This is a genomic window from Trinickia soli, from assembly GCF_002879855.1.
In the GTDB taxonomy this organism is placed as follows: domain Bacteria; phylum Pseudomonadota; class Gammaproteobacteria; order Burkholderiales; family Burkholderiaceae; genus Trinickia; species Trinickia soli.
In genome coordinates this window covers 1-18,323 of sequence record NZ_PNYB01000005.1, presented here as the reverse complement: position 1 = coordinate 18,323, position 18,323 = coordinate 1, and the positions used below count along the sequence as shown (strand labels likewise).

Annotated in this window: 18 protein-coding genes; 10 read left to right on the top strand and 8 right to left on the bottom strand. The window is 61.9% G+C overall.

The features are described from left to right. Positions 1-60 precede the first annotated feature (60 nt). The 6 genes from C0Z19_RS07385 (at position 61) to C0Z19_RS07360 (ending at position 6,181) form a co-directional block, all read left to right on the top strand. The gene (locus tag C0Z19_RS07385; RefSeq protein WP_102609171.1) at positions 61-1,155 is read left to right on the top strand and encodes an ABC transporter ATP-binding protein; all 1,095 of its coding nucleotides are present in this window, start codon (positions 61-63) and stop codon (positions 1,153-1,155) included. 124 nt (positions 1,156-1,279) lie between these two features. Further along, positions 1,280-2,323 carry an ABC transporter substrate-binding protein gene (locus C0Z19_RS07380; RefSeq protein ID WP_175084020.1) on the top strand — a complete coding sequence of 348 codons (1,044 nt, stop codon included), beginning with the start codon at positions 1,280-1,282 and terminating at the stop codon, positions 2,321-2,323. 155 nt (positions 2,324-2,478) lie between these two features. Next, complete coding sequence (locus C0Z19_RS07375) at positions 2,479-3,744, top strand: ABC transporter permease (protein ID WP_102609346.1); 1,266 nt, start codon at positions 2,479-2,481, stop codon at positions 3,742-3,744. Positions 3,745-3,756: 12 nt separating this feature from the next. Next, positions 3,757-4,593 (top strand): ABC transporter permease, encoded by an 837-nt coding sequence (locus C0Z19_RS07370; protein ID WP_102609169.1) that lies wholly within the window; start codon positions 3,757-3,759, stop codon positions 4,591-4,593. A 119-nt stretch (positions 4,594-4,712) separates the two neighbouring features. Further along, positions 4,713-5,351, top strand: coding sequence for a LysE family translocator (locus tag C0Z19_RS07365; protein WP_102609345.1), 639 nt, complete (start codon positions 4,713-4,715; stop codon positions 5,349-5,351). 149 nt (positions 5,352-5,500) lie between these two features. Continuing rightward, a complete protein-coding gene (locus C0Z19_RS07360) occupies positions 5,501-6,181 on the top strand; it encodes a YceH family protein (protein WP_102609168.1) in 681 nt (226 codons plus the stop codon). Between the two features lie 36 nt (positions 6,182-6,217). On the opposite strand, the gene C0Z19_RS07355 is transcribed toward C0Z19_RS07360, so the two are convergent. Continuing rightward, positions 6,218-6,613, bottom strand: a complete 396-nt coding sequence (locus C0Z19_RS07355) for a cupin domain-containing protein (protein WP_102609344.1) — start codon at positions 6,611-6,613, stop codon at positions 6,218-6,220. Between the two features lie 128 nt (positions 6,614-6,741). Here C0Z19_RS07355 and C0Z19_RS07350 point away from each other — a divergent pair, with 128 nt between their 5' ends. Next, positions 6,742-7,632, top strand: coding sequence for a LysR substrate-binding domain-containing protein (locus C0Z19_RS07350; protein ID WP_102609167.1), 891 nt, complete (start codon positions 6,742-6,744; stop codon positions 7,630-7,632). Between the two features lie 36 nt (positions 7,633-7,668). Here the strand turns inward: C0Z19_RS07350 and C0Z19_RS07345 are convergent, their stop codons facing one another. After that, the gene (locus C0Z19_RS07345) at positions 7,669-8,121 is read right to left on the bottom strand and encodes an Lrp/AsnC family transcriptional regulator (RefSeq protein WP_102609166.1); all 453 of its coding nucleotides are present in this window, start codon (positions 8,119-8,121) and stop codon (positions 7,669-7,671) included. 124 nt (positions 8,122-8,245) lie between these two features. On the opposite strand from C0Z19_RS07345, the gene C0Z19_RS07340 reads away from it, so the two are divergent. Next, positions 8,246-8,782: an RBBP9/YdeN family alpha/beta hydrolase gene (locus C0Z19_RS07340; protein WP_102609165.1), complete on the top strand. Its 537-nt coding sequence runs from the start codon at positions 8,246-8,248 to the stop codon at positions 8,780-8,782. A 134-nt stretch (positions 8,783-8,916) separates the two neighbouring features. Here C0Z19_RS07340 and C0Z19_RS07335 read toward each other — a convergent pair whose 3' ends face one another. The 6 genes from C0Z19_RS07335 to C0Z19_RS07310 all read right to left on the bottom strand — a co-directional run bounded on the left by C0Z19_RS07335 (position 8,917) and on the right by C0Z19_RS07310 (position 16,904). Continuing rightward, complete coding sequence (locus C0Z19_RS07335; RefSeq protein ID WP_102609164.1) at positions 8,917-9,375, bottom strand: DUF2846 domain-containing protein; 459 nt, start codon at positions 9,373-9,375, stop codon at positions 8,917-8,919. Positions 9,376-9,714: 339 nt separating this feature from the next. Continuing rightward, on the bottom strand, positions 9,715-12,432 hold the full coding sequence (gene acnA / locus C0Z19_RS07330) for an aconitate hydratase AcnA (RefSeq protein WP_102609163.1): 2,718 nt from the start codon (positions 12,430-12,432) through the stop codon (positions 9,715-9,717). 109 nt (positions 12,433-12,541) lie between these two features. Then, positions 12,542-13,993 (bottom strand): bifunctional 2-methylcitrate dehydratase/aconitate hydratase, encoded by a 1,452-nt coding sequence (locus C0Z19_RS07325; protein ID WP_102609162.1) that lies wholly within the window; start codon positions 13,991-13,993, stop codon positions 12,542-12,544. A 24-nt stretch (positions 13,994-14,017) separates the two neighbouring features. After that, on the bottom strand, positions 14,018-14,518 hold the full coding sequence (locus C0Z19_RS07320) for a hypothetical protein (RefSeq protein ID WP_102609161.1): 501 nt from the start codon (positions 14,516-14,518) through the stop codon (positions 14,018-14,020). Positions 14,519-14,706: 188 nt separating this feature from the next. After that, entirely contained in the window at positions 14,707-15,702 is a 996-nt protein-coding gene (locus tag C0Z19_RS07315) for an HpcH/HpaI aldolase/citrate lyase family protein (RefSeq protein ID WP_102609160.1), read from the bottom strand. Between the two features lie 218 nt (positions 15,703-15,920). After that, positions 15,921-16,904 (bottom strand): malate dehydrogenase, encoded by a 984-nt coding sequence (locus C0Z19_RS07310; RefSeq protein ID WP_102609159.1) that lies wholly within the window; start codon positions 16,902-16,904, stop codon positions 15,921-15,923. Between the two features lie 239 nt (positions 16,905-17,143). Here C0Z19_RS07310 and C0Z19_RS07305 point away from each other — a divergent pair, with 239 nt between their 5' ends. Further along, the gene (locus tag C0Z19_RS07305) at positions 17,144-17,932 is read left to right on the top strand and encodes a GntR family transcriptional regulator (protein WP_102609158.1); all 789 of its coding nucleotides are present in this window, start codon (positions 17,144-17,146) and stop codon (positions 17,930-17,932) included. A 153-nt stretch (positions 17,933-18,085) separates the two neighbouring features. Then, the coding region (sdhC, locus tag C0Z19_RS07300; protein ID WP_102609157.1) for a succinate dehydrogenase, cytochrome b556 subunit at positions 18,086-18,323 on the top strand (238 nt) is incomplete at its 3' end.

The window sequence follows — 18,323 nt, the reverse complement described above, 5'->3', positions numbered from 1 at the left end:
ATTGGATTGCAAATGCAATGCGGTACACGCATGTGGATGGAGCCAATTGGAGGAGAGACGATGAAATCGGATCAAGTGATCGTGAGCTTTCGCGGCGTGCGCAAGACGTACGACGGCGAGACGCTCGTCGTGAAGTCGCTCGACCTCGACATTTACCAGGGTGAGTTCCTGACGCTGCTGGGCCCGTCGGGCTCCGGCAAGACAACTTGTCTGATGATGCTGGCCGGCTTCGAATTTCCGACCGGCGGCGAAATCCGGCTCGATGGGCAGCTGCTCAACACGGTGCCGCCGCATAAGCGCAACATCGGCATGGTGTTCCAGAACTACGCGCTGTTTCCTCACATGACGGTCGCGCAGAACGTCGCCTACCCGTTGACGGTACGCAAGATGGACGGCGCCGAGCGGGCCGACCGCGTGGCCGAGGCGCTCAAGATGGTGCGCATGGAAAGCTTCGCCAAGCGTTACCCGTCGCAGCTCTCGGGCGGCCAGCAGCAGCGTATCGCGTTGGCGCGGGCGCTCGTGTTCTCCCCGCGGCTCGTGCTGATGGACGAACCGCTCGGCGCACTCGACAAGCAACTGCGCGAGCACATGCAGTACGAACTCAAAGCACTGCACGAGAAGCTCGGGGTGACCTTCGTCTATGTCACGCACGATCAGGGGGAGGCGTTGACGATGTCCGATCGCGTCGCAGTCTTCGATAAAGGCATCGTCCAGCAACTCGATACCGTCGACCGTCTCTATGAAACGCCCTGCAACGAGTTCGTGGCGAATTTCATCGGCGACAGCAACCGCCTGCAAGGCACGATTTCCGACGTCGACGGCGAGTTTTGCCGGCTGCGTCTGCGCGACGGCACGCACGTCACGGGTCGCAACGTCGCGAACGCGAGAGCCGGCGCGCCTGCGGTCGCCTGCATTCGGCCCGAGCGGCTTCGCCTGGTCTCGCATGCGGGCGCACGCCAAAGCGGCAACGCACTGGCGAGCGAAGTGCGCGGCCTCATTTACTTCGGCGACCACGTCCGCATGCGCTGCGCCGTGCCCGAGCAGGACGAATGCTTCGTCAAAGTCCCGCTCGGCACCGAAGCGCTCGACGCGTTCGTGCCCGGCGCCCCCGTTGCACTCGAGTTCGCCGCCGAGCATTTGCGCGTTTTCGCGTAATCGATCGGCGTCAACCGGTACTGTGATTCCGAAGAGCAGCGCAGCATCGCCCCCGTCCCCGGTTCGGCGGACGCATCCACGAAAGACCACGTAGAGGAGAACCCAGATGAAGACGAATACCATCATGACGCGCCGCACGGCGACGACGCTGGCCGTCGCCTGTCTTTCCACGATGCTCGGCACGGCCGGCGCCGCGGCCGCCGAGTTGACCGTCGTCAATTTCGGCGGCGCGAACGCCGATGCGCAGAAAGTCGCTTACTACCAACCGTTCGAGAAGAAGACGGGCGACAAGGTGACGGCCGTCGAATACAACGGCGAAACGGCCAAGATCAAGGCCATGGTCGAAGCCAAGCATGTGAACTGGGACGTCGTCGAAGTCGAATCGGGCGATCTGGGCCGCGGCTGCGACGAAGGTCTGTATGAAAAGCTCGACTGGTCGAAGATCGCGAAGAAGTCCGACTTGATCCCCGAAGCGCCGAGCACCTGCGGCGTGGGCTTTTTCGTTTGGTCGACGGCCATCGCCTATAACGCCGACAAACTGAAAACCGCGCCGACGGGCTGGGCCGACTTCTGGGACGTCAAGAAATTCCCCGGCAAGCGTGCGCTGCGCAAGGGTGCGCGCGGCAACCTCGAATTTGCATTGATGGCCGACGGCGTTGCACCGAAGGATGTCTACAAAGTGTTGGCGACGAAAGCCGGTCAAGACCGCGCGTTCAAGAAGCTCGACGAATTGAAGCCGAACATCCAGTGGTGGGAGGCGGGCGCGCAGCCGCCGCAATTCCTCGTCGCGGGCGATGTCGTGATGTCTTCTGCGTTCAACGGCCGCATCGATGCCGCGCAGCGTGAAGGCAAGAACCTGAAAGTGGTCTGGAACGGCAGCATCTACGACCTGGACTATTGGGTGATCCCGAAGGGCTCTCCGAACAAGGCGCTGGCCGAGCAGTTCATCGCTTACTCGCTGTCGTCGAAGCCGCAACAGATGTATGCGCAGCACATCGCATACGGCCCTGCGAATCGCGATGCGATCAAGTCGCTCGATGCCAAAACGCTGGCCAAGCTGCCGAACTCGCCGGCGAACGGCAAGAACGCGGTGTTGCAGGACGCCGCCTTCTGGACCGATTACGGCGACGAACTCGAGCAGCGTTTCGCCTCGTGGGCATCGAAGTAAGTCAGGAAGCGCTGACGGCGGCACCGGTATAAACGGTGTCGCCTGACGACCAAGCGTTGCGCCGCCCGATCAGCAAAGGCATCTGCCCGATTGGGCGGCGAGAGCAAGCAAGCAGCACGAAGCAGGAAGCGAGGCAGGAGAAAAGCGTGCAAACGATGACGATCCCAAGCGAGCCCGGCGGCGCGACGAGCGCGACGCTGAAGCGGGAATTGAAGGCCGCGCAGGCGCGCAAACGGGCGGCGGCGTTGCTGTTGATCGCACCGCTGGCCATCTTCCTGTTGTTGATTTTCGTCGTGCCGATCGCGGCGCTGTTGACGCGCGCCGTGCAGAATCCCGAGGTGGCCGACGCGTTGCCCAAGACCGTCGTGCAGCTCCATGCATGGGACCGCAAGAGCGAACCGCCGGCTGCCGCCTATGCAGCGCTGACGACCGACCTGGCCGCCACGCAAGACGGCGAGGTCATGGGGAGCCTCGCGCGGCGGCTCAATGTCGAGATCCCGGGCTTTCGTTCGCTCGTGGCGAAGACGGCGCGCGCATTACCGTTCGCCGACGATGCGGGCCACGCGCTCGCGCTGTCGCCCGACCAGGTGCGCGCGAAGCTGATCGAGCTCGATCCGCGCTGGGGCGAAGCGCGCTATTGGCGCGCGATCGCCAAAAACGGCTCGCGTTATTCGCCGTTCTATCTCCTGGCCGCACTCGATCATCGTCAAGATGCTTTCGGCCACATCGAGCGGACCGATCCCGACCAACGCATTTATCTGAGCGTGTTCGGGCGCACGTTCGTGATCGGCGCCGTGGTGACATTGGCTGCGTTGCTGCTCGGTTACCCGCTGGCCTATTGGATTTCGACGTTGAGCGAGCGCCGCGCAAACCTCGCGATGATCCTCGTGCTGATTCCGTTCTGGACGTCGATCCTGGTGCGCGTCGCCGCGTGGATCGTGATTCTGCAGACCGAAGGCCTGGTGAATCATGCGTTGCGCGGGATCGGGCTGATTCACGCGCCGCTTGAGCTGCTGTTCAACCGGATGGGCGTTTATATCTCGATGACGCACATTCTGCTGCCGTTCATGATTCTGCCGCTGTACAGCGTGATGAAGTCGATCCCGCCCACGTATCAACGCGCGGCTATTTCGCTCGGCAGTCATCCGTTCGCGGCATTCTGGCGCGTGTACGTGCCGCAAACGTACCCAGGTGTCGGAGCCGGCGCGCTGCTCGTCTTCATTCTCGCCATCGGCTACTACATCACGCCCGCATTGCTTGGCGGTCCTAACGATCAGATGGTGAGCTACTACGTCGCTTATTTCACGAACGTGACGATCAACTGGGGCATGGCCTGCGCACTCGGCGGCCTGCTGCTGGCGGCGACGCTCGTGTTGTACGCGGTGTACGGTCGCTTTACGCGCGCACAACCGAGCCTATAGTCGGAGCCGAGCATGAAATTGTCGAAACCGTTGTTCGCGCCGCATACCTCGCTCGTCGAACGTGCATGGTATTTCCTCTTGCGCGGCTTGGCCGTGCTGACGCTGCTGTACCTCATTCTGCCGGTGCTTGCGATCGTGCCATTGTCGTTTTCGTCGAGCACGTTTCTCGTCTATCCGATTCCGGGCTGGTCGCTACGTTGGTATCACAACCTCGTCACGTCCGACGAGTGGCGCCTCGCCGCGAAGAACAGCTTCATCGTGGCGCCCTCGGCGACAGCCTTGGCCACGGTGCTCGGCACGCTTGCGGCGCTGGGGTTGGCGAAGGCGAACTTCCGAGGCAAGGCGATCGTCATGGCCGTGTTGATTTCGCCGATGATCGTGCCGGTGATCGTCGTCGGTGTGGGCATGTATTTGTTCTTCGCACCGCTTGGATTGGCGAATACCTATATCGGGCTCATCATGGCGCATGCTGCGCTCGGCGTGCCGTTCGTCGTGACGACGGTGGGCGCGACGTTGCAAGGCTTCGACGGAAACCTCGTTCGCGCGAGCCTGTCGCTCGGCGCCAATCCGGCGCGCACGTTCTTTCGAATCACGTTGCCGGTGATTGCGCCCGGTGTCATTTCGGGTGCCTTGTTCGCGTTCGCGACTTCGTTCGACGAAGTGGTCGTGACGCTGTTCCTCGCGGGCGCCGATCAGACGACGCTGCCGCGCCAGATGTTCACGGGTATCCGCGAGAACATCACGCCGACCATTGCGGCGCTTGCCACGATCCTCATCGTGTTCTCGACCACATTGCTGCTCGCCCTCGAGTGGTTGCGCGGGAGGAATGCGGCGCGTGCGGTGGCGTGAGGAACGCACGGCCTTGGAAACGTAGGGCGGCAAGCATTGCGTCGCTGCGCCGGTAACACCGTTATGCGAAAATCCGCGTTCGAATGCAGAATCCCAACGTTAACCGTGAGGAGATGCCAATGACCGCAACGGCCGCGATTTTCGCCATTCTGGCTTCGCTTTGGCTAGGCGCCATGATTCCGGGGCCCAGCTTTGTTCTCGTCGCTCGTAACGCGATTGGGCTTTCTCGTAGGGATGGCCTTGCAACCGCGCTCGGCATGGGCGCCGGCGGCATCTTTTTCGGCAGCATTGCATTAGCCGGGCTTTACACGCTTTTGCAGGCCGTCGAATGGTTGTATATCGGCCTCAAGGTCGCGGGTGGCGCCTATCTGATCTTCGTCGCGTCGAAAATCTGGCGTGGCGCCGATCGCCCGATCGCGATGCAGGACGCAACGGGCGTAGCCGCGAGCAGCCCGCGCAAGTCGTTCTGGGTCGGATTGACCACGCAGTTGAGCAACCCGAAGACGGCCATCTGGTACGGCAGTATCTTCGCCGCGCTGCTGCCGCAGCATCCGCCGCTTTGGTGCTACTTTGCGCTGCCCCCTCTCGTGTTTTCGGTGGAGTTCGGCTGGTACACGATCGTCGCGCTCTGCTTTTCGAGCAAGCGCCCGCGCGAGGTGTATCTGCGTGCCAGGAAATGGGTCGATCGCATTGCAGCCGGGGCCATTACGGCGCTGGGCTTGCGCTTGATCCTGACCGCGCCGAAAGCCGGAATCTGATCACGCCCCTTCGTTTCTATCGCTTCGCCAGCGTAGGCCAGCGCGATGCACGTCCCGGCGCGATGCCATGTCGGCACGGCATGAGCAGCCCGTCGAAACGCTCGTCGCCGTTTATCATATGCACCCCACTTCACAGCAAGTCGCTGGCCATGACCCAATCCCTGCGCGACCTTACTCCGCTCGAAGCCCGCGTTCTCGGCGTACTGGTCGAGAAGCAACGTACCGTGCCCGATACCTACCCGCTTTCGCTGAATGCCTTGGCGGCGGGCTGCAATCAGAAGACCGCACGCTATCCGGTGATGAGTGTCACCGAGTCGGATGTGCAAACCGCAATCGATGGTTTGAAGCGGCTCAGTCTCGTGATGGAAGCGAGCAGTAGTCGCGTCACGCGTTACGAGCACAATATGAATCGCGTGCTCGGCATTCCGAGCCAGTCTGCTGCATTGTTGACCGTGCTACTGCTCAGAGGCCCGCAGACGGTTGCGGAATTGCGCCTGAACGCCGCGCGTCTGCACAGTTTTGCCGATAACTCGTCCGTCGAAGCTTTTCTCGACGAATTGGCCGCGCGCACGCCTGCGCTGGCAATCAAGTTGGCATGCAGCCCGGGCGAACGAGAAAACCGCTGGATGCATCTGATGTGCGGCGAAGTGAGCGTCGAGCAGATGGCCGCGGCGCGCGAACCCGCGGAAGGATCTGTGGCTTCCTCGGAATGGGAGACACTGAAAGCGGAACAAAAGCGCTTGGCAGACGAAGTCGCGCGCTTGCGCGCGTTCGTCGAACGGATGGCGGGCGAACTGGGCATATCCGTCGATCCGGGGCCACAGGACTGAGCGGCCGACACCCGGCCCGACGATCCGCGGCCGCGGTTATCCGCGCAATCGGCTCAGCTGCTCGTCGATCGTCCTCGTCAACGGTGAATCGACATCACCCGTGTGCTTCGTTTGCACGGGCTCGATCAAGACAATCCAACATTCCTCGTCGGCGACGGGATTATGCAACGTGCCGCGTGGCACGACGTGCATCGACCCCGCCGGCAGATCGACGTAACGTCCGCCCTCGTATTCGATCTTCAGACGACCGCGCACGACAAAGAACAGCTCGTCCTCGTTCGCGTGATCATGCCATACCAGTTGACCGCGCACTTTCGCGACTTTCACATATTGATCGTTGACCTGGGCGACCACTTTCGGCGACCAGTATTCGACAATGTCGTCGAACGCGGATTCGATGTCGAACGATTCGGCAAAGGGGGGGACAGGCATGCATATCTCCGGAAAATGGACGGGCGATCGTGCGGCGAGCAGCGCGTGAGTGCTCCACTTTACGAAAAGCGGACGAATCAGCAAAACCAATAATATTGATGCCGTCCATTACGAACCATAATGCGGCAATGAACCGAAACCTCGACCTCGCTTTGATCCGCACCTTTGTCACCGTCGTGGACAGCGGCAGCATGACGGTCGCTGCACATCGGCTGCATATGACGCAAGGCGCCGTGAGCCAGCAAACGAAACGCCTTGAAGAGGCGTTGAGCAGCCCTCTGCTCGTGCGAAAAGCGCGCAGGTTGGAGTTGACGCGCCAAGGTGAGCAGTTTCTCGTCAAGGCGCGCCAACTGCTGCGCTTGAACGATGAAATCTGGGCTGATGTGGCATCGCAGACGTTGCAAGGCAGCTTGCGCGTCGGCGTGCCTTACGATCTCGTTACGCCGCTCGCCCCGGCGATGAAAGCATTTGCCGAAGCTCACCCGCGCGTGGACATTTCACTCGTGTGCGCGACATCGCCCGAGCTTAGAGAGGCGGTGGACGGCGGCCGCGTCGATTTATCGTTGGTCGAATATGTGGTGGACGAGGCCGAGGACGAGGTGATCCGCGTCGAGCCGCTCGTGTGGGTCAAGGGCCGCGATAGCGATGCTGGGCAGAAGCGGCCGCTGCCGTTATCGATGGTGGACGAACGCTGTGCGTTCCGGCACGCCGTGCTCGACGCGCTCGCGCAGGAGGGCATTGCCTGGCGTACTGTCTTTGAAAGCGGCAATATCGAGGCGACCGCCGCGACCGTGCGTGCCGGCCTTGCTGTCACGGCTTGGCTTGCGTCGACGGTGCCGGCCGACCTGGAAACGCTCGCGCAGCATGCAATGGGGTTGCCGGCGTTGCCGCCGTTCGCGATTTGCCTGCGCTTGCCCGCGACGGCACAGCCCACTGCGCTGGAATTCGCCCGATGTGTGCGCGAATCGATGTCTCACGGCGATGTGCCCGCGCGAATGCAGTTCGCGGGGCTCGGGTGATGGCGCGTACGCGCAGAGCAGTGGACGACTTCTCATTTATCCGGCGCGGATGATCTTCGGTGGATAGCTCGCCAGTACGATAGACGTCGTGACCGGCCCGAATCTGGCGAGTGCGTCGATTGCGCTTTCGAGCTGGCTCATTTCTTCGACCACGATGCGAACGAGGAAGCAGTCTTCCCCGGTGATCCTATGCGCCTCGATGATTTCGGGCATCGCCGCGAAGGCGCTCAGACAATGCTTGATCTCGGCGTGGGTCGTGCAGATTCGCACGACGGCGGCAATGCGCCGGCCAACGAGGCCGGGATTGATCCGGGCTGCATAGCCTTCGATGACGCCTTGTTCCTCGAGCCGCCGGATGCGGGCGGTGACAGCGGGTTGAGACAGCCCGATCTGCTTTCCGAGCTCCGTGTTGGTGACGCGTGCGTTGCTCTGCAGCGCCTCGAGAATCCGCCAGTCAAGTTTGTCTAACGCAATTGCCTTGGTTTTCATTCGTGAGCACCGGCCAATTCGGTTGATTCGTTAGTGCATGCGCATCAATACATTCGATTTGCGATGTTGCCTGAGTTCAAGCGCTTTTACACTGGATGCCTGTTCCCACACGGAGATCGAGCAGATGGATTGCCCCGTTTTTATCGTTCCCGGCATCGGCAACTCCGGTCCATCGCATTGGCAAAGTCTATGGCAGGCCGCCCATCGGGACTGGCATCGCCTTACCGTAGAGGATTGGGATCGCGTGGCGTGCGATGAGTGGGTCTCGGCTATCGATCGGCAATTACCGGCAGCCGCGAACGAAACCATCGTCATCGCACACAGCCTCGGATGTTTGGCCGTGGCGCACTGGGCTCGTCGATGCGGCAGGAAGATTCGCGGGGCGCTGCTCGTGGCCGTGCCCGATCCGACCTCGCCTGCATTTCCGCGCAACGCGGCCAGGGGCTTCGAGCCACTGCCGGCCGAGCGTTTGCCGTTCCCGACGACGATCGTATCGAGCAGCAACGATCCCTATGGCAGCGCGCCACATGCACGTGCATGCGCAGCTGCGTGGGGCAGCGAACTCGTCGAGGTCGGGGCGAAGGGCCATCTCAACGCGGACAGCAACCTGGGCGATTGGACCGAAGGGTTGCAATTGCTCAGGCGGATGACGAATGGTTGATGCGGGACGACGGGGCAGCGGTGCGGCGATGAGCGGTGCCAACTTACCGGCAGTGTTTCGCGCGGGCATTCAATCCGTCCCGCGCGGCCGACCGGTGGCTGGACCCATTCGAACCGATCGGCAGCGTCAACTTCTTATTTCGCCGCGGGACTAATCGGTGTGCCCGTATAGGTGAGTTGCTCGACTTCCTGCGGTGCAGTTTCCGGATCATCCAGTGTCGGCGTGACACGGCCTACCAGTAATCCCATGCTGACGGACGTACGCACGTATTTTGTATCGCCGGCGTGCAGCATGAATTTGATATTGCGCTTCACTTCGGTGGAAGTCGATACGGTATATTCGCCCGGCATCTCATCGATGAAGAAGAAGCCACCCGGTACCGAACGTCCGACGACTTTGTCGTTGAGCTTGATTTCAGGCTGAATTGCCGCACCACCGAAATTGCTCGAGCGGAAGAAATAGATTCGACCATGATCGGCGGCGAGCGTCGGGATGGCGGATGCCACGTCCTTATACTGCGGCCCCGACGCACAGCCGGTCGCCACTAGTGCTGCACCGGCGGAAATCAACAGCGCTCGAAAGAGCTTCTTCATTTAAAGGTCTCCTTAGACACTTAACCAAAACAGAAACGTGTGCGGCGGAGCGAACCTCGGATTTCGCTTGCTTCCGCCGCTTCTGGTTTACGGCCGCCGACGCGCAATTCTTTAGAACTTATTCGTATGCGCATGGGGAATGTGTCGATAGAAGACTCCGACAAATCGTTTTGTTGATGTTTTGTAAAGGACGGAAAAAATGTAGTGCGGTGCTGTCGTGCCGCTCGTCGATGAAAAGCCATAAAAAAAGCCCGGCCAAGCCGGGCTTGAATCCACCGCGCGCCCAAACAACGAAGAAGCGCGGCGCCTGCAAATCAGCCGTACGCTGAATGCGTGGCTTTACGCCGCGAGAAGCGAGCGCAGCACGAACGGCAGAATCCCGCCGTGCTTGTAATAGTCGACTTCGATCGGCGTATCGATACGAAGCAGCACGGGCACGCGTTGCGTGCTGCCGTCCTTGCGATGGATCACGAGCGTGACTTCCTGTTGCGGCTTGAAGTGATCGCCCAGGCCTTCGATATCGTATGTTTCATCGCCCGTAATACCGAGCGATTGCACGCTGTCCGTACCCTTGAACTGCAGCGGCAGCACGCCCATGCCGACCAGATTCGAACGGTGGATCCGCTCGAAGCTGCGCGCCACAACCGCCTTCACGCCCAAGAGCTGCGTACCCTTGGCCGCCCAGTCGCGCGACGAACCCGTGCCGTACTCTTCGCCCGCGAAGATCATCGTCGGCGTGCCCGCGTCGATGTACTTCATCGCGGCGTCATAGATCGGCAACTGCTCGCCGCTCGGCTGATGAATCGTCAGCCCGCCTTCCACGCGCGTGCCGTCCGCCTTCACCGGAATCATCAGATTCTTGATGCGCACGTTCGCGAACGTGCCGCGCATCATCACATCATGATTGCCGCGACGCGAACCGTAGCTGTTGAAGTCGGCCTTCTGCACGCCGTTCTCCTTCAGCCACTTGCCAGCCGGCGAATCCTCCTTGATCGAGCCTGCAGGACTGATGTGGTCCGTCGTCACGGAATCGCCGAAGATGCCGAGCGCACGCGCGCCTCTGATTGCCGGAATCGAATCGGACGGCTTCATCGAGAAGTCGTGGCCGAAGAACGGCGGCTCGGCGATATACGTCGACTTCGGCCAATCGTAAACCTGACCTTCTTCGCCCTCGATCTTGCTCCACAGGTCGCCCGGCTTCGTGAGCTGCGCATAGTTCGTGCGGAACGCATCGGCGTCGAGCGCGAACCTGAGCAGCGCGTGGACTTCTTCGCTCGACGGCCAAATGTCGCCGAGGTAAATGTCCCTGCCACCGTTGCCCTTGCCGACCGGTTCGGTCATCAAGTCGCGTGTGACCGTGCCGGCGAGCGCGTAAGCGACGACGAGCGGCGGCGATGCAAGAAAGTTCGCGCGAATGTTCGGGTGAATGCGCGCTTCGAAATTGCGGTTGCCGGACAGCACGGCGGCCGCAACGACGTCGTTCTTCGTGATCGCTTCATTCAGTTCGGGCGTCAGATCGCCGGCGTTGCCGATACAGGTCGTGCAGCCATACGCGGCGAGTTCGAAGCCGAGTTGCGACAGATACGGCAGCAGGCCCGTCTTCGTCAGGTACTCCGTGACGATACGCGACCCGGGAGCCAGCGAAGTCTTGATGTGAGGCGCCACCGACATGCCGGCTTCGACGGCCTTCTTCGCGAGCAGGCCCGCGGCCAGCAGCACGCTCGGGTTCGACGTGTTCGTGCAGGACGTGATTGCCGCGATGAGAATGTCGCCGTTCTTGAGCTTGACGCCGTTCGACGTCGTGTACTCGGCGTCGAGATCGGCCGGCTTCTTGGCAAAGCCGTTCTCGCCGACAGGCTTGCTGAACAGATCGGCGAACGTCGACTTGACATTGCCGATTTCGATGCGGTCTTGCGGACGCTTCGGACCGGCCAGCGACGGCGCCACCGTGCCGAGATCGAGCGTGACAACCTTCGTGTAGTCGATCTGGCCGGCCTTCGGAATACCGAAGAGCCCCTGCGCCTTGAAGTAGTTTTCGAAGGCGGCGATCTCGGCATCGGTGCGGCCCGTGCCCCTGAAGTAGTCGATCGTCTTTTCGTCGACGGGGAAGAAGCCCATCGTCGCGCCGTACTCGGGTGCCATGTTGCCGATCGTCGCACGGTCGGGCAGCGCCAGCGATGCGGTGCCGTCGCCGAAGAACTCGACGAACTTGCCCACGACCTTTTCCTTGCGCAGCATTTCGGTGATCGTCAGTACGAGGTCCGTCGCCGTCACGCCTTCGCGCAGCTTGCCTTTGAGTTCGACGCCGACGACGTCAGGCGTGAGGAAGTACACCGGCTGGCCGAGCATGCCCGCTTCGGCTTCGATACCGCCCACGCCCCAACCCACGACGCCGATGCCGTTGATCATCGTCGTATGGCTGTCGGTGCCGACGAGCGTGTCGGGGTAGTAGATCGTGTCGTCGCCGTCAGTCTTCTTATGCACGCCGCGCGCAAGGTATTCGAGGTTCACCTGGTGAACGATGCCGACGCCGGGCGGCACGACCTTGAACGTATCGAACGCCTGCATGCCCCACTTCATGAACTGATAACGCTCGTTGTTGCGTTGGAACTCGAGCTTCATGTTCAGATCGAGCGCATCCGCCCGGCGGAAGTAGTCGATCTGCACCGAGTGGTCGACCACGAGATCGACCGGCACGAGCGGCTCGATCGTCTTCGGGTTCTTGCCGGCGCGCTGGGCCACGCCGCGCATGGCTGCGATATCGGCCAAAAGCGGCACGCCCGTGAAATCCTGCAGCACGACCCGCGCGACCACGAACGGGATTTCGTCGACGCGCGCGGCGGTCGGCTTCCAGTTGACAAGCTGCTTGATGTGCTCTTCCGAGACCTTCTTGTCGTCGAAGTTGCGCAGCACCGATTCCAAGACGATACGGATCGAGACCGGCAGCCGGTCGATCTTGACGTTCAGCGCCTTGCCGAGCTGGGGCAGCGAGTAGTACTTGCCTGTACCGGCTCCGCTGTCGAATTCCTTGAGCGTGTTGTGCAGATTGTGGGCCATGGTTTTTCCTAGGTTAGATCGAGGAAATGACGTTGCTGCGTTTTTATTGAACCTGGAACATCGTTCGGACCTGCTTGAATCCTGCCTGAATCGAAATTGCCTGAAGCATTCAGATCACGTACATATCGACGTACTCGTTGACCGGCATCTGTTCCAGACGCGCCTGATCGAGCGAGACATCGAGAATCGCGCGGCACTGCTTTTCGGGGAAGCGCCGCGCGAGGTTGGTTTTGAACTTCTCCACGAGCAGGGGGATGCCTTCGGCACGGCGCCGCTTGTGTCCGATCGGATATTCGACGACGACTTCGTCGAGCTTCGAACCGTCGTTGAATTCGACCGTCAATGCGTTGGCGATCGAGCGCTTGCCCGGATCATGGTAATCGACGGTGAAGCTGGGATCTTCGACGCAGACGATCTTCGCACGCAATACGTCGATGCGCGGATCGGCCGCGATGTCGTCCTCATAATCGGCAGCCGTCAAGCGGCCGAAAATCAGCGGCACCGCCACCATGTACTGGATGCAATGGTCGCGATCGGCCGGATTGGCGAGCGGGCCGGATTTATCGATGATGCGGATTGCGGCTTCATGCGTGCAAATCGTCACCCTCGCGATGTCGTCGATGCGCTTGCCCTGCGCCTGCAGTCGACCGTGCAGCGTCATCGCCGCTTCGACCGCGGTTTGAGCGTGGAACTCGGCCGGAAACGCAATCTTGAACAGCACGTTCTCCATCACATACGAGCCGTACGGACGTTGGAACCTGAACGCGTTGCCCTTGAACGATACGTCGTAAAAGCCCCACGTCTTGGCCGTCAGCACCGATGGGTAGCCCATCTCGCCTGTCCTGGCGATCAGTGCGAGCCGGACGGCGCGCGAAGTGGCGTCGCCGGCTGCCCACGACTTGCGCGAGCCCGTATTGGGGGCATGACGGTAGGTACGCAGTGCGTGTCCGTCGACGAATGCGAGCGAGACGGCGTTGACGAGCTCGTCGCGCGATAGGCCCAGGAGTTGACCGACAACGGCCGTCGAGGCCAGCTTGACGAGCAGAACGTGGTCGAGCCCGACCTTGTTGAACGAGTTCTCGAGCGCAATGACGCCTTGGATCTCGTGCGCCTTGATCATGGCGACAAGCACGTCCTTCATCACGAGCGGCTCTTTGCCGGTGGCCACGGCCGTGCGTGACAGCCAATCGGCCGTGGCGAGAATCCCGCCGAGATTGTCGGAAGGATGCCCCCATTCGGCGGCGAGCCATGTGTCGTTGAAGTCGAGCCAACGAATCATCGCGCCGATATTGAAGGCCGCCTGCACAGGGTCGAGTTGGAACTGCGTGCCGGGTACCTTTGCGCCGTTGGGCACGGTCGTGCCCGGCACGATGGGCCCCATCAGCTTCGTGCAGGCCGGGTAGGAGAGCGCCTCGAGCCCGCAGCCGAGCGTGTCGATCAGGCAATGACGCGCCGTCTCGAGCGCGAGCGCGCTGTCGATGCGGTAGTCCATGACATAGTCGACGATATCGACCAGCACCTGGTCCGGCGCGGGCCGGACATTGACGATCGGAGCAGCCATGGGGCGAGGCTTCCTGGCCGAAAATCAGTTGGTCGACTTTTGCAGCGCGTTCGACTGCGTCGGCGCCGGTGCGCCCTGCATCATCTCGGCCGTCTTGCATTCATCGGCGAGGCGCGAACCGTCGTGATCCGAGAACAGCATCGCCTTGGTCGGGATCACGACGAGATCCAGACCCGTGGCCAGGTCGTGGAAACGGTCCGCGCCCGTGGTCGTGGCTTCGCGCGGCAGGTTGTAATTCTTCGTGCCCCAGTGAACCGTAACGACCTGGTCGCGCTTCATGTCGCCCTTCAGATCGAACGAATGGCCTTCGTTGCAGGACCAGACCACCGAGCCTTCCGGCACCGGATCCGTCTTCTCGACCGATTTCGTCGACTTGCGCTTGACGAGACGGTGCTTCGGCGCCGGCGCCTTGACGGCCTTCTTCTTGGTGGCCGTGCTGCCATCTTGTGCAAACGCGTTATTCGCGCTAACGAGCGCCGTGGCGGACAACGAGGCGACGACGGCGGCGATCAGCAGTTTCTTCATGGAATCTAGACCTTTTGGGTGACGATCAGACAAATGGAACTCGAACGGCGCGGCGGGCGGAATAGCTGGCGCCGGCTGCGCGCGCGTAGTCTTCGCGCGGCGGTCGCTATTTTCTCCTATTTGGCGGCACAAACTTCAGATTTTCAGGCTCCTTGCCGTTCGCGCTCCAGCCGACCGTCCAAGCGCCATCACTTTGAAACCGCGAACAGCGGCGCCGTCTCGGGCGGCAGCGGCCGTCCCGTCGCGCGAGCCCGGCGTAGCACCGACCAGTAGAAGCGGTAGCTCGCGCGGTCATGCAGCGTATCGCCGTGGCGCGTCGGTCCCCATTGGGCAGCTTGGGCGGCCAACAGAATGTCGGCTGCGGTCGCGATGGCTTCGTCGCGCGGCGCGAATGCGGCAACGATAACCGGCACCTGCTCGGGATGAATGCTCCACATGCGGGTGTAGCCGAACTCCTCGCGTGCGCGCGCCGCATCAGCGGCCACGACCGACATGTCGCGAATCTCCGTGCTGACGTTGTGCGATGGTACGCGCCCGTGGGCGTGGCAGGCCGCGGAGATTTCGAGCTTCGCGCGGCGCACGAGCGGATGATCGAACTGGCCCGGCGAGCGCATGGCGGAATCGGGGATTGCGCCGTCGTGCGCCGACACGAAATCCATCAACCCGAACGAGAGCGACTCGACGGTCGGCAAGGACGCGAGGCGGAACACGTCGGCCAGTGCGCCGTGCGTTTCAATGAGAAGCTGGATGGGAACGGGTTTCGCAATGCCGTATTCGCGGCGCGTCGCTTCGACGAACGCGCACATTTCGGCGGCATCGGCGACGCTGCGCACCTTCGGCAAGGTCACATAGGCGGGCGCCTGCCTCGCCGAGCGCAGTATGCGACGCACGTCGTCGCGCCAATGAGGATGCGCGAAATCGTGAATGCGCACGCCGACGCGCCCAAAGCGATCGTGCTCGCCGCCGATCAACGAAGCGACGAGCTCGGCATGTTCGGCTTCATGGCCGATCGCCGCGCCGTCCTCGCAATCGAGCGTCACGTCGAACACGGGGCCGAGCTGCGCTTGCAGCGCGAGCGACTTCAGCATCAGCTTTTCGCTGCCCGCGTAGTGATCGCACACGGGCAGGAGCGCGGGGGGCGCTTCGCCGTCAAACAGCACTTCCGTGGGAGTGAGGGCGCGCATCGTCGGCGTCAGGAGCTTCAGTCGTTACGTGAAAGCCGGATTCGAGCGGACTCTGCGGCGCCAAAAGTCGAGCTGTCAGCGGAAAAGCAAAGCGCGCGCGAATCCGCGCAAGAGGCCGGCGCCGACTGCCCACGTGTCAGACACACGGTGCGCCGCGCCGGACCCGGAATGCATGCATGGGGCGCGCCCGCTCACGCGGGCCGCCCCGAGCGCGGCAACTAGCCGAGCAGGTGCTGCACGCCGTCGCGCTCTTCCAGGAGCTCGTTCAGCGTGAAGTCCATTTTTTCGCGCGAGAAGGCGTCGATTTCGAGGCCTTCCACACGCTTGTACTCGCCGTTTTCGCAGGTGACAGGCACGCCGTAGATGATGTCTTCAGGGATGCCGTACGAGCCGTCCGACGGAATGCCCATCGTGACCCACTTGCCGTTCGTGCCGAGCACCCAGTCGCGCACGTGGTCGATTGCCGCATTCGCAGCGGACGCCGCCGACGAAAGGCCGCGCGCTTCGATGATCGCCGCGCCGCGCTTGCCCACGGTCGGTTGGAACACGTTGCGGTTCCATTCTTCGTCGTTGATGAGCGCCTTCACCGGCTGGCCGTCGGCCGTCGCGAAGCGGTAGTCGGCATACATCGTCGGCGAGTGGTTGCCCCAGACGGCGACCTTTTCGAGCGACGCAACGGGTTTGCCCGACTTCGCGGCCAGCTGCGAGAGCGCGCGATTGTGGTCCAGGCGCAACATGGCCGTGAAGTTCTTCTTGGGCAGATCCGGCGCCGATTTCATGGCGATGTAAGCGTTCGTGTTCGCCGGATTGCCCACGACGAGCACCTTCACATCGCGGCTCGCGACTTCATTGAGTGCGCGGCCCTGAACCGTGAAGATTTCGGCGTTGGCCGAGAGCAGATCCTTGCGCTCCATGCCCTTCGACCGCGGACGGGCGCCCACGAGCAGCGCGATGTCGGCGTCCTTGAACGCGACCTTCGGATCGTCCGTCACGACCACGCCCGCCAGCAGCGGGAACGCGCAGTCTTCGAGCTCCATCACGACGCCCTTGACCGCGGCTTGCGCTTGCGGGAGATCGAGCAGTTGCAGGATGACGGGCTGGTCCTTGCCGAGCAGATCGCCGTTGGCGATACGAAACAGCAGCGAGTAACCGATTTGACCTGCGGCGCCGGTGACGGCAACGCGCTTTGCGGACTTAGCCATTGAAAACTCTCCAGGGATGCGTTGGTGCGTTTGGTGCGACTACGCTTGGGAAAAACGCTATTTTATGCGCGTTACGCGAAGCGTGTAGGCGTAGTGTCCAAAGACACTCCACCCGTGCCCGCGACGGAGTGTAGGAGCGCGATTCCTCCAAGTCAACCGTATCATATGTCTTATATAAGACATATGATACGTAGACGTAAACCTGGACGGGCGCGGGCCCTTTGTGTTGAAATGCGCGCATGAATGCAAACCAGGCAAGCGCAAGCAATCCGAACGGCCCGTCCGGCGACGGCGCGGCTGCAGGCGGCGCTTCGCCTACGTTCAGCCCGCTGTACCAGCAGATCAAGGGGCTCATTACGCAAAGCCTCGAATCCGGCGAATGGAAGCCCGGCGAAATCATCCCGAGCGAAGTCGAGCTGGCCGCGCGCTACAAGGTTAGTCAGGGAACTGTCAGGAAAGCCATCGACGAACTGGCTGCCGAAAACCTGCTCGTGCGCCGCCAGGGCAAGGGCACGTTCGTTGCGACGCACAATGAGGACCGCGCGCAGTTTCGCTTCTTGCGCCTTCTGGCCGACGACGGCGCCGAACATCCCCACATCAGCAAACTGCTCGAATGCCGGCGCCTGCGAGCGCCCGCCGAGATTGCGCGCCAACTCGATCTGAAGCCGGCGGACCCGGTCGTGTTGATCAAGCGCTTGCTGCAGTTCGACGGCGTCAGCACGGTGCTCGACGAGATCTGGCTGCCCGGAGCGGTGTTCCGCGGGCTGACGCTCGAGCGTTTGAGCGACTACAAGGGTCCGCTCTACGCCATGTTCGAAGCCGAATTCGGCACGCGCATGATTCGGGCCTCCGAAAAGATACGGGCAGTCGCGGCCGAGCCTTCGGTGGCGGAATTGCTTGGCGTGCCCCCTGGATTTCCGTTGCTGTCGGTCGAGCGCGTGTCCTTTACCTACGGCGATAGACCGGTCGAAGTGCGCCGCGGTTGGTATGTCACAACCGGGTACTACTATCAGAACGACTTGAGCTGATGCGGGCGGGCGCCCCTCGGGCGGCGCCGAACCCGTTCGGAATGGGCGCGTTCGTTGCACGTAATGCAACGGTGTTCTCGGGTTTTCGCTGCGCCGCGGAATGAAAAGGCGCTAAAATCGCGGGTTAGTGTGACTACATAGTAGGGGTCTAGCATGGCAGAAGCCGTAAAAAAACCGAGGCCGGAGTTCCGGAACATCGGAATTGGCGACATTACGATGACATATCGCCTACCGTTGGCGGCGAAGGTGTCCATTCTGCATCGTGTCAGCGGTGCTGCATTGTTTCTTTTCCTTCCGTTCCTGCTGTACCTCTTCAGTCAGAGCCTTACTTCCGAACTGAGCTTCGAAGTCTTCAAGGGCTTCCTGTCCAACATCATCGTCAAGCTGATCA